Here is a 10,315-nt window from a genome sequence, read left to right as displayed (position 1 = left end):
ATTGACCAGGAGGTAGACTACCGCCGCGAAGAGATAGAACTGCAGCACTAGGTAGTTCCGCGCGATCGCCTGCTGGTTGGACAAGAGGAACTCCACCACGCCGATGATCGAGAGCAGGGTCGTGTTCTTCACGATCTCGGCACAGGTGTTCATCCAGGGCGGCAGCACCCGGCGGGTGGCGAGCGGAATGATCACGTAGGCGAGACGCTGGTGGAACTGCAGCCCGATCGCCTTGGCAGCCTCGGTCTGGCCGTGCGGCAGGGACTCGATGCCGCCGCGGATCGTTTCGGCGATATGCGCGGTGGAAAAGGCCGCGAGCGCAATCACGCCGGCCCAGAACGGCGGCACGTTGATCTTGAACAGCGCCAGCCCGTAATAGGCGAACAGGATCAGCACCAGCACCGGAATGCCGCGCAGCGCGTCGACATAGATCCGGATCAGCCAGCGCAGCGGCCGCCAGCCATAGGTCAGGCCGATGCCGAGCATGAGGCCCAAGAGGGTCGCGATCACGATGGTGAGTACGGAGGCCGACAAAGTGATGCCAAAGCCGGATAGGAGCGACCAGCGCGCGACCCAGACCTCGTAGAGAAAGGTTCCGCGTTCCATGTCCAACCTTCAGCGGATCGAGGCGTAGCGCCGCTCGACCGCCCGCAGGGCCAGCGCGATCGCATAGCAGGTGACGAGGTAGAGCGCCGTCGCGGTGAGCCAGGCCTCCATCACCCGGAAGGTGTTGGCGTTGACCTGCCGCGCGGTGAAGGTCAGCTCCGGCACGGCGATCGCCGCGGCCAGCGAGGTGTCCTTGAACAGGGAGATCAGGTTGTTGCTGAGCGAGGGTAGGGTGATGCGGAACATGACCGGCAGCACCACCCAGCGCTGGCGCTGCCAGGGGCGCATGCCGATCGCCTTGGCCGCCTCGACATATTGGCGTGGGATCGAGGAGAGGCCGGCGCGGAACACCTCGGCCATGTAGGCCCCGGCATAGAGTGACAGGGTCAGGACAAAGGATTCCACCTTGTCCAAGAAGCGGATGCCCAGTTCCGGCAGGCCGAAATAGCACATGAACACGAGCAGCAGCAGCGGCGTGTTGCGGATCAACTCGACATAGGCCCAGGCAGTCCATTGCAGCACGCGGTTCTGCGCCAGCCGGGCGTAGGCGACCAGCAGGCCGATTACGCAGCCGACCAGGAGCGAGAGCACCGCCATGCCCAGGCCGAGCAGCAGCGCATCCAGGAACGCGTCCCAATTGCGCCAGATGACGGACCAGTTGAAGTTGTAGTTGAGCAACCCGCCGACTCCGCAGCCGCGCCGCCAAGGGCCGGCCGATCAGGCCCGGCCCGATCGGCCATCCTCTACGTCGTTATGGTCAGGCGAACTCGCTCGGGAAGCCGACTTTCGGGGTCTCCAGGGTGATGCCGAACCACTTCTGGTAGGACGCGGCGAAGTAGTCGAAATCCACGCCCAGCATCGCCTCGCGATAGACAGTGTTGACCCAGTTCAGCCAGATGGGGTCACCCTGCTTCACCGCGGATGCATAGGAATTGGGCATCCAGCCCCGGCCGGAGTCGACGTAGCGCCCAGGGGCCTGCTGCATGAGCCAGCGGATCGCCGACTGGTCGCCGAAATAGCCGTCGACCCGGCGGGCGTTGAGGGCCTGCAGGGCGGCATCGGGGCTCTCGAACTGGTCGACGCGCGCTTCCGGCAGTTCCCGGTGCGCCCAGTCCTCGATGAAGACGTTCTGCAGCGCGGAAAGGGTGAGGTTGCTGCCCGCGGCCTTCAGGTCGTCGAAGGTCTTGTAGTCGCTGTCGGCCATCATCATGACGCCGACGCCCTCGCGATAATAGGGGACCGTGAAGTCGGCCTGCTGGGCCCGGCCCGGGGTCACCGTCATGAACTGGCAGACGATGTCGACCTTCTCGGTCACCAGGCTCGGGATGCGGGCATCGGGGCCCTGCAGGACGAACTCGACCTTCTCCGGGTCGTCGAACAGGCCCCTGGCGAGCAGCCGGGCCATGTCGATGTCCATGCCGACCAGCGTGCCGTTCTCGTCCTCGAAATGCCAGGGCGGGTTGGTGCTGCCGGTGCCGACGATCAGGTGGCCGCGCTCCAGGACCGTCTGCAGCCGGCTGGTCCCGGCCTCCTGGGCGCGCGCCGGCGTCGGCGCCAGCAGGCCCAGTCCGGCACTGGTCAGGCCGCCCACGGCGGCGCCAGCCACGGACAGGCCCAGGACGCCGCGGCGGACCATGCTGCCCTCGGGAACCGGAATGATCTTGTCGGTCATCTGTCGTGCAATCCCATCTCTTCCCTGATCCTTGAGGTCTATCGGTCGGACAGGACGGGAGCAAGCAGCCCGCCAGCCGGGTCAGGCGGCGCTCACCATGCCTGCCCCGCTCGCGGCCCGCACCGCCTCGGCCAGCCGGCGACCGGAGCCGGCCGCCATGGTCCAGCCGGTGTGGCCGTGGCCGGTGTTGAGGAACAGGCCGGGCAGGCGGGTCTGGCCGATCACCGGCCGGCCATCCGGCATCACCGGTCGCAGCCCTGCCCAGGACACCGCCTCCGGACTGGCCGCCACCTTCCCGAACTCCGGGAACAGGACGCAGATCTTGTCGACCAGGGCACGGATGCGCTGAGGGTCCGGCGTCGCGTCGTAGCCGGTGATCTCGGCCGTGCCGACCGCGCGCAGCCGGTCGCCCACCGGGGTCAGCGCATAATGGCCGGCATCGTCCAGGATCGCGTTGCGCACCGCACCGGGCCAGAGCCGCCTGGGTGCGGTGATCGACACTCCCTTCACCGGGTAGATCGGCAGCTTCAGGCCGAGGCCATGCAGGAGGAACGGACTGAAGCTCCCGAGCGCCACCACCACCGCGTCGGCCGCGATCCGCCCCTTCGACGTCAGCACGCCCGTCACCAGGCCCTGGCCGAGCTCGATCCGCTCCACGGTCGTGCCGAAATGCAGGACGGCACCGCGTTCGGCACACCAGGCGGCCAAACCTTGGGCGAATTTCGGGCAGTCCCCGATCTCGTCCTGGGGAAAGTACAGGCCGCCGGCGAGACGGTCCCGGCTGCCGGCCAGCGCGGGCTCGCGTGCCACACAGGCGTCGACGTCGAGCCGCTCGGTGATCAGTCCATAGGGTGCCAGCGCCTCGTGGACTGCGGTCGCCGCCGTGAGCGAGACCGGATCGTTGAAGGTCTTCATCACGCAATGGGCGGCGTGATCATAGGTGATGCCGGTGGCGGCACGGATCTCGGCCATGGACCGGACGCTCAGGAGCGCCAGCTCGAGATTGGCCCGGGCATTCTCCCGGTGCCTGGGCTCGGCGCAATTGCGCAGGAACTCCAGGCCCCAGCGCCACATCCGCGGCAACGCTCCCAGGCGTAGCAGGAAGGGGGCATCCTCCTTGCCGATCCAGCGCAGCACCTGGAGCGGCACGCCTGGCGCCGACCAGGGCTCGACCGAGCTCACATGGATGACGGCGCCATTGCCCCAGGAGGTCTCCAGGCCCGCTGCTTCCCGGCGCTCCACGAGCTCGACCTGATGGCCGTCCTGCATCAGCCAGTAGGCCGAAGCGACGCCTACGACCCCGCCACCCAGCACGACGACGCGCATCCTTCACTCCCGCTGCCCGCCGTCCGCCGGCAGGCCCGCCACCGTCCGGTCGATCAGGGCACCAGCAGGCCGTCGCCGTCCTGGTCGGTCGCCTCGAAGTCCTGCCGGGCGCTGTCCAGATATTCCTGCAGGGTGATACGCCCGTCCCCGTCCGCATCGACTTGCGGCGGCAGCGAGAGCAGTGCCGCCTCGTCCGCATCGAGCACGCCATCGGCGTTCTTGTCGGCATGGGCGAAGGCCGCGCCCATGGCGATGCCATGCTCGGCCTGGTCCACTCCACCGCTGCCGTCGATATCCATGACGCCGAGTGCCTGGGACGTGACCGCCTGGGCCCGCGCGGGCTCGGTGATGGATAGGCCGGCCCAGACGATCGACCAGCCGAGGGCCAGGGATAGATAGTTCATGCGCGAGCCTCTATTGCAGGTCCGATGCTCTGGCCAGATGGCACCCTGACGGTCCGCCCGGACGATCGCCGGCAGGCCGCAGGATGCCCGGCGATGCCGAAGCTAGCCCGGCACCGGTGGTCTGACCAGTCGAGGGCGCGCCGCCGGCGGGCGGCGACCGCCGCCGCTCGGCAGGCGAGGCAAAGCATAGATTCCAGTGCCTCCAAGTCCCGTGGGTGCCGGCGAAGATAACTACTGTCGGAGCCTTCCAGGCAGCCCTAACCCGCAATGTCCCCTCGACTCGATGCGAAAAATGACACATCTAACACCGGAAACTGACAAGATCTTCTTGGAGAGGCTGCTATGGATCTGTCGCGCAAATGTGTGGCCGAGTTCATCGGGACGTTGTGGCTGGTGCTCGGCGGCTGCGGCAGCGCGGTGCTGGCCGCGGCCTTTCCCGAACTCGGCATCGGCTTTGTCGGGGTTTCCCTGGCCTTCGGCCTGACCGTGCTGACCATGGCCTACGCGATCGGACATATCTCGGGCTGCCACCTGAACCCCGCCGTCTCGGTCGGCCTGTGGCTAGGCGGCCGCTTCGAGGCGAGGGAGCTGCTGCCCTACATCGTGGCGCAGGTGCTGGGCGGCCTGGCGGGCGCGGTCATCCTCTACCTCATCGCCAGCGGCAAGGCGGACTTCGTCACCGGCGGCTTCGCGGCCAACGGCTATGGCGAGCACTCGCCCGGCGGCTATACCATGCTCGCCGCGTTCGTCTGCGAGCTGGTGATGACCTTCATGTTCCTGTTCATCATCCTGGGCGGCACCGACCAGCGGGCGCCGATCGGGTTCGCGCCCATTGCGATCGGCCTGGCGCTGACCCTGATCCACCTGATCAGCATCCCGGTCACCAACACCTCGGTGAACCCGGCGCGCAGCTTGGCCGTGGCGCCGTTCGCGGGTGGCTGGGCGCTGGGCCAGCTCTGGCTGTTCTGGGTGGCCCCGATCCTGGGCGCCGCCCTGGCCGGGCTCGCCTACAAGGCCCTGGCCGGCACCGCCGAGACCAGCGGCGTCGTCCAGCCCGTCGAATAATCCGGTACGGCGGGTGCGGGCCCGGGGCTCCGCACCCGCCGTCAGCGCATCCCTACCCGGCCGATGCCCGGCAGCTTGATGGCCAGGTCGAGCGGGTCCACGCCGATCACCAGGCCCAGCAGATTGACCTCGATGCCCTCGTCAAGCGCCACGGTCAGCCCCAGCACGCCGAACAGCGAGAGCTGCACGCCGGTGCGGCTCATGGCCGGTGCGAGGGGGAACCAGTTGGCCAGCCAGTCCTTGCCGACCGCATGGGCGGGCAGCTCGGTGGCCAGCTCCGGGACCCGCCGGACCACGTGGGCGACGAAGGTGTTGGAGTTCGGCCCCGGCCAGATCACGTAGCGCTCGGGATAGGGATATTCGGCCACCGCCCGCTCGATCTTGGGGATCGCCGCCTCCGCCGCAGCGCCCTCGATCAGGCGCACGACCGTGGGCGGATTGCCGGCCCATGGCGCATCCGGCGGGCGCATGTTCTGGCGCACGGCGCGCATCCCGCGCTGCACGCCCCAGCCCACGACCTCGTAGCGGTCATAGCGGGCCGCACCCTTGGGCTTCATCGCGATCCAGGTATGGACGGCGAACGCACCGCGCCAGCCCCAGGCCCGCGCTGCCATGACCGCCACCACCGCCTCGTCATGCGCGGCCGGTGCTGGCAGGATGTTGGTCGGCGCATGGTTGGTCGACCGCCAGTCCAACACTTCCGGGCGCGTATAGGCCACGAACAGCGGGCCACCCAGCAGCAGCAGCAGGAGTGCGAGTATCTCCACCGTTCGTTGCATGCCCTACACCGGTCCGAGAAACTCGAACATGGTGATGGGCCCGCCTCCCGTAAAGGAGGAAGATGTTACACGAACGTGACGCGGCGCGGCGCGGGCTGTTACAGAGGCGGCTTGCTCAGATCATGCCCAGCGCGGCCTTGTACAGGTCGAGCAACTCGTCCTGCTCCTGGCGGTCGTTGGGCCGGATCTTGCGCAGCGAAATCAGCTTGCGAAGGATCTTCACATCAAAGCCTTCGCCTTTGGCTTCGGAATAGACTTCCTTGATCTGTTCCTGGAGCTCTTTCTTCTCGACCTCCAGTCGTTCGATCTTGTCCACGAACAGACGCAGCTGCTCACCAGCGATCCCGGCGACGTCGGGCATCGGCGACCATTCCTCTCGTTCACGCCACGGGTGGACCGGCAGGTACCACCTCACGAAAAAGGGGCTCAAGCGAGCCCCTTTTTCGCGCCTCACGGCCTGCGGGGGTTCTTGGCCCGCCGCACGGCTCCCTGCCTACTCGCTCCTCGCAGTCGCCGGACGAAGTGACCGCGTCGGGCATGGCGCCGCACGGCATCGGGCGATCTGACGCCCGAGTGCATAGCCGTTCGGCCGAGCCCGATGCAAGCGACGCATCGCCCCCACCACTCATCCTTGATCAGTCATCCTTGGGGCCGCCCTGGCGGCCGAGCTCCTCCGCCTCCGCCAGCAGCAGGTCCCAGTCCTCCGCCGGCAGGGAGACGAAGCCCAGCCCTCGCAGCAAGAACATGCCCTCCGCGGCGAAGAAGGCGAGCAGCGCCCGCCGACCCTCGACCGTGCCAGTATCGGCGCCTGCCAGGATACGCCGATAGTCGGCGCGGATCGGCTCCTGTTCGCCCGGAGTGCGGATTGCCGCGGTCAAAAGGCTCGCGGCCTTGGCCCGGCAGCGTGCCGGCTCGGCCCGCGTCGCCGCGACATGACCCAGCAGCCGGGCAGCGGGCGCGTCGGAATCACTGTCGGTCAGCCGCCGTGCATCCGCGGCGAATCCGGCGAGATCGCGCTCCAGCAGTGCATCGACCAGGGCGCGCTTGCTCGGGTAGCAGTAGAGCACCCCGCCCTTGCTGATCCCGGCACGTGCCGCAACCGCGTCGATGGTGAGCCCGGTCGCCCCTGCCTCGGCGATCACGGCCTCCGCCGCCGCCAGCACCGCGGACCGGTCGATCCTGCGCCTGCGTCCCATGACGTCCACTTTTCCTACCGTCCGGACGGATATAAAATACTCGCTTTCTGTCGGCCAGCATGGAGCAGCCACGTGGCCTGGATCTATCTCGGTATCGCCGGCGTCCTCGAGGTCGTCTGGGCGAGCTTCATGAAGCAGTCGGACGGCTTCACCCGCCTGCTGCCCTCGGTCGTGACCGCCGTCGCCATGTTGGGCAGCGTCTGGCTGCTGGCGGTCGCGATGCGCAGCCTGCCGCTCGGCACCGCCTATGCGAGCTGGACCGGGATCGGCGCGGTCGGTTCGTTCCTGGTGGGTGCCTTCCTGATGGGCGAGCCCATGAACCCGCTCCGCGTGCTGAGCGTCGCCCTGATCGTGGCCGGGCTGATCGGCCTGAAGCTGGCCACGCCTGGCTAGGCGAGAACCTCGCGCCGTGCGGACGGGGCAGCTATGGAAGGCGGCGCCACCCGTTGGCGACAAGAAAGGGACCGATCGATGCTGAGGGTCGCCGTGATCGGTGCTGGCCATTTCGGGCGCTGGCACGTCCAGAAATGGGCGAGCATGCCCGGCGCCGAGCTGGTGGCGGTGGTGGACCGCAACGTGGCGAACGACCCCGGCATCACCCGCTTCTCCACCGAGTGGCGGGACGTGCTGGGCCAGGTCGATGCGGTGAGCGTCGCCACCTCGACCAGCGCCCATGCGGAGATCGCCAGCGCCTTCCTGGCAGCCGGCGCCCACGTGTTCGTCGAGAAGCCGATCACCGCGGACGTGGCCTCGGCGCGAGCGCTGGTCGAGCAGGCCGAGGCGGCCGGCCGTGTGCTCCAGGTCGGCCATGTCGAGCGGTTCAACCCGGCCTGGATCCATGGCCGGCAACTGCTCCAGGACCCCCGACGCATCGAGATGCTGCGCCAGGCACCGTTCCAGCCGCGCTCGCTGGACGTGTCGGTGATCTTGGACCTGATGATCCACGATCTCGACCTGCTGCTAGACGTGGTCAGGAGCCCGCTGGAGAGCCTGGAGGTGTACGGGCGACCGGTCCTGTCCGAGCGGCTGGACCGGGTCCAGGCGCGGCTGCGCTTTGCCTGCGGCACGGTCGCCGACGTGACCGCCAGCCGGATCGCCCAGGCGACCTCGCGGCGCGCTACCTTCCTCGACACGCAAGCCCGCTCGGTCGAGATCGACTTCCAGAACCGTGCGGTGGCCCAGGCCACCCCGGCCGGCGACCGGATGGCCGCCAGCGTGGAGAACTTCGCCGCGGTGGACACCGTCCGGGCCGAGCTGGAAGCCTTTGCCCAGGCCATCCGGGGCGAGCGGCTGTGCGCGGTCCCGGGGCGGGCGGGTCTTGCGGCCCTGGACCTGGCGCTCAGGATCGAGGCGGCGGCGCGTCCCTGGTGACGCCGCAGGGGTGGCCAGGCCGCTGGCCCTCCAACACCTTCTGGATGTCCCGGAACACCACCTCGCGCTGCAGGTCGCGCAGCAGCAGGTGCCAGCCCTCCGGATAGCGGATCTCCCGGCAGGTCTCAGCCGGCATCCGGGCGACGAATGCCTTCTGCACCTCCGGCACGATCACCTGGTCGAGCTCGCCGTTCAGGATGGTCACCGGCAGGCGGACGGCAGGTCCCGCTTCGTCGGCCTCGTCCATCAGCCGCACGATCCCGCCGATCGCGTCGACCCGGGAGCCCGGCAGGTAGAGCGGGTCCAGCGCCAGCTCGCGCAGCAGCGGGATATTGTCGGATGCCAATATGTCCAGCCCGCGCCCGGTTAGGATCATCTCCGGCGCCAGCGCCACGGCCGAGGCCAGGACCAGCCGGTGGAACGGGCCCATGAGCTCCCCGCCCCAGACCGCCGGCGCGCTCAGGATCAGGCCCGCCACCGGCAGGTCCTTTGCGGCGCGCGCGGCCGCGACCAGGGCCACGGCACCGCCCATGCTCTCTCCCAGTACCCAGATCGGCACCCCTGGCGCCCTGGCGTGCTCGACCCGGATGCGGAACAGCAGCTCGCGCACGAGCTGCTCGGTGCCGGCGAAGAAGCCCCGGTCCGGCCGGGCGCCAAAGCCGGCCTGGTCGTAGGCGACCAGGCGATATCCGCGCCCGGCCAGCCACTCTCCGACCTGGGTGAACGCGGCCTTGCGGTCGTTGAAACCGTGCAGCGCGATCACGGTGGCCAGCGGCGGACCGGACGGCTCGAACCGGATCTCCGGCAAGGGCCCGGTCACCGGGGCAGGCGGCGGCGCGCCGCCATTGCACGCGGCGACGAGCCCGGCTGCCAGCAGGGCCAGGAAAAGGTGCTGCCAGCGCCTCAGTCCGCCGCAACTCCCGCCATGGGCCGCGCAGGCGCGCTCGAGACTGGCTGCCGGCGCGGGATCGGGCCAAGCGGTGACGCGGTGATGTTCTCGAACAACTGCTCGACCCTGTGGCCGGTGTCACGGAAATGGCGCAGTGTCACCGCGCGGTTGCGCTTGCTCATCCGCTGACCGGTCCGGTCGACGATCAGGTTGTGGTGGTAGTAGCGCGGCGTCTTGAGGCCCAGCACCGCTTGGAGCAGGCGGTGGATGTGGGTCGCGTGGAACAGGTCCTCGCCGCGCGTGACCAGGGTGACGCCCTGGAGGGCATCGTCGATCGTGACCGCCAGGTGGTAGCTGGTGCGCACGTCCTTGCGCCCAAGCACGATGTCGCCCAGCGACAAGGGATCGGCGGCGACCTCGCCGGCCCGGCAGTCGAACCAGGACAAGGGTCCTGTCCGCTCCAGTGCGGCACCCACATCCAGGCGCCAGGCGAACGGCTCGCCGCGATCCATCCGGATCTGCCGCTCGGCCGGGGCGAGATGGCGGCAGGTGCCGGGGTAGATCGGCTCGCCAGACGGGCCGTGCGGCGCCCGGCCCGCCTCCTCGACCTCGACCTTCACCTGCTTGCGCGTGCAAAAGCAAGGATAGACCAGCCCCTCTTCCCAGAGCCACTCGATCGCCTGCTCGTAGACGCGCAGATGCTCGGACTGGCGGCGCACCGGCTGCTCGTAGCGCAGCCCCAGCCATGCCAGGTCGTCGAAGATCGATTCGGTGAACTCGGCCCGGCAGCGGCCGAGGTCGATGTCCTCGATCCGCAGGAGGAACTTGCCGCCGCAATAATGCGCCGCGTCATGGGCGAACTGGGCCGAGTAGGCGTGGCCGAGATGCAGGTAACCGGTAGGCGAGGGGGCGAACCGGGTGACCCGGATCGGCTCGTCCGCGAACAAAGGCGGCAGCCTGTCATGACCAGCGAGAACCAAGCTCGACCCTTTCCCTATCGTGCCGGT

General features: G+C 68.8%; 13 protein-coding genes. 3 read left to right on the top strand and 10 right to left on the bottom strand.

Going from position 1 to position 10,315, the window contains the following annotated elements; all coding sequences use genetic code 11:
• The 5 genes from EQG76_RS05285 to EQG76_RS05265 form a co-directional block, all read right to left on the bottom strand.
• Positions 1 to 606: amino acid ABC transporter permease (locus EQG76_RS05285; RefSeq protein WP_159711250.1), on the bottom strand; the 606-nt coding region annotated here is incomplete at its 3' end.
• Between the two features lie 9 nt (positions 607 to 615).
• Positions 616 to 1,284: an amino acid ABC transporter permease gene (locus EQG76_RS05280; protein WP_159711248.1), complete on the bottom strand. Its 669-nt coding sequence runs from the start codon at positions 1,282 to 1,284 to the stop codon at positions 616 to 618.
• Positions 1,285 to 1,363: 79 nt separating this feature from the next.
• Positions 1,364 to 2,278: a transporter substrate-binding domain-containing protein gene (locus EQG76_RS05275; protein ID WP_159711246.1), complete on the bottom strand. Its 915-nt coding sequence runs from the start codon at positions 2,276 to 2,278 to the stop codon at positions 1,364 to 1,366.
• Between the two features lie 81 nt (positions 2,279 to 2,359).
• Positions 2,360 to 3,604: a D-amino acid dehydrogenase gene (locus EQG76_RS05270; protein WP_159711244.1), complete on the bottom strand. Its 1,245-nt coding sequence runs from the start codon at positions 3,602 to 3,604 to the stop codon at positions 2,360 to 2,362.
• A gap of 53 nt (positions 3,605 to 3,657) precedes the next feature.
• Positions 3,658 to 4,008 (bottom strand): EF-hand domain-containing protein, encoded by a 351-nt coding sequence (locus EQG76_RS05265; protein ID WP_159711242.1) that lies wholly within the window; start codon positions 4,006 to 4,008, stop codon positions 3,658 to 3,660.
• A 342-nt stretch (positions 4,009 to 4,350) separates the two neighbouring features.
• On the opposite strand from EQG76_RS05265, the gene aqpZ reads away from it, so the two are divergent.
• Positions 4,351 to 5,073: an aquaporin Z gene (aqpZ, locus tag EQG76_RS05260; protein ID WP_159711240.1), complete on the top strand. Its 723-nt coding sequence runs from the start codon at positions 4,351 to 4,353 to the stop codon at positions 5,071 to 5,073.
• A gap of 41 nt (positions 5,074 to 5,114) precedes the next feature.
• On the opposite strand, the gene EQG76_RS05255 is transcribed toward aqpZ, so the two are convergent.
• The 3 genes from EQG76_RS05255 to EQG76_RS05245 all read right to left on the bottom strand — a co-directional run bounded on the left by EQG76_RS05255 (position 5,115) and on the right by EQG76_RS05245 (position 7,048).
• Positions 5,115 to 5,852, bottom strand: coding sequence for a DUF3750 domain-containing protein (locus tag EQG76_RS05255; protein WP_159711238.1), 738 nt, complete (start codon positions 5,850 to 5,852; stop codon positions 5,115 to 5,117).
• A gap of 115 nt (positions 5,853 to 5,967) precedes the next feature.
• Positions 5,968 to 6,213, bottom strand: a complete 246-nt coding sequence (locus tag EQG76_RS05250) for a DUF2312 domain-containing protein (RefSeq protein WP_159711236.1) — start codon at positions 6,211 to 6,213, stop codon at positions 5,968 to 5,970.
• A 274-nt stretch (positions 6,214 to 6,487) separates the two neighbouring features.
• Entirely contained in the window at positions 6,488 to 7,048 is a 561-nt protein-coding gene (locus tag EQG76_RS05245) for a TetR/AcrR family transcriptional regulator (protein ID WP_159711234.1), read from the bottom strand.
• A gap of 72 nt (positions 7,049 to 7,120) precedes the next feature.
• Here EQG76_RS05245 and sugE point away from each other — a divergent pair, with 72 nt between their 5' ends.
• Positions 7,121 to 7,441, top strand: a complete 321-nt coding sequence (sugE, locus tag EQG76_RS05240; RefSeq protein WP_159711232.1) for a quaternary ammonium compound efflux SMR transporter SugE — start codon at positions 7,121 to 7,123, stop codon at positions 7,439 to 7,441.
• A 78-nt stretch (positions 7,442 to 7,519) separates the two neighbouring features.
• Positions 7,520 to 8,419 (top strand): Gfo/Idh/MocA family protein, encoded by a 900-nt coding sequence (locus tag EQG76_RS05235; protein ID WP_159711230.1) that lies wholly within the window; start codon positions 7,520 to 7,522, stop codon positions 8,417 to 8,419.
• Here EQG76_RS05235 and EQG76_RS05230 read toward each other — a convergent pair.
• Both EQG76_RS05230 and gluQRS read right to left on the bottom strand, forming a co-directional pair.
• Complete coding sequence (locus tag EQG76_RS05230) at positions 8,388 to 9,227, bottom strand: alpha/beta fold hydrolase (RefSeq protein ID WP_159711228.1); 840 nt, start codon at positions 9,225 to 9,227, stop codon at positions 8,388 to 8,390. The two genes, EQG76_RS05235 and EQG76_RS05230, sit on opposite strands and share 32 nt — an antisense overlap.
• Before the next feature lie 95 nt (positions 9,228 to 9,322).
• A complete protein-coding gene (gene gluQRS, locus EQG76_RS05225; protein ID WP_159711252.1) occupies positions 9,323 to 10,237 on the bottom strand; it encodes a tRNA glutamyl-Q(34) synthetase GluQRS in 915 nt (304 codons plus the stop codon).
• Between the last annotated feature and the right edge of the window lie 78 nt (positions 10,238 to 10,315).

The sequence above is a fragment of the Geminicoccus flavidas genome, from assembly GCF_009806515.1.
Lineage (GTDB): Bacteria > Pseudomonadota > Alphaproteobacteria > Geminicoccales > Geminicoccaceae > Geminicoccus > Geminicoccus flavidus.
The sequence above is the reverse complement of the archived record's forward strand: the minus strand, read 5'-3'. Positions and strand labels throughout refer to the sequence as shown.

Coding starts and splice junctions, on each gene's coding strand:
- EQG76_RS05275 (WP_159711246.1), bottom strand. CDS start 2,278: ATGACCGACAAGATCATTCCGGTTCCCGAGGGCAGCATGGTCCGCCGC.
- EQG76_RS05270 (WP_159711244.1), bottom strand. CDS start 3,604: ATGCGCGTCGTCGTGCTGGGTGGCGGGGTCGTAGGCGTCGCTTCGGCC.
- EQG76_RS05265 (WP_159711242.1), bottom strand. CDS start 4,008: ATGAACTATCTATCCCTGGCCCTCGGCTGGTCGATCGTCTGGGCCGGC.
- aqpZ (WP_159711240.1), top strand. CDS start 4,351: ATGGATCTGTCGCGCAAATGTGTGGCCGAGTTCATCGGGACGTTGTGG.
- EQG76_RS05255 (WP_159711238.1), bottom strand. CDS start 5,852: ATGCAACGAACGGTGGAGATACTCGCACTCCTGCTGCTGCTGCTGGGT.
- EQG76_RS05250 (WP_159711236.1), bottom strand. CDS start 6,213: ATGCCCGACGTCGCCGGGATCGCTGGTGAGCAGCTGCGTCTGTTCGTG.
- EQG76_RS05245 (WP_159711234.1), bottom strand. CDS start 7,048: ATGGGACGCAGGCGCAGGATCGACCGGTCCGCGGTGCTGGCGGCGGCG.
- EQG76_RS05235 (WP_159711230.1), top strand. CDS start 7,520: ATGCTGAGGGTCGCCGTGATCGGTGCTGGCCATTTCGGGCGCTGGCAC.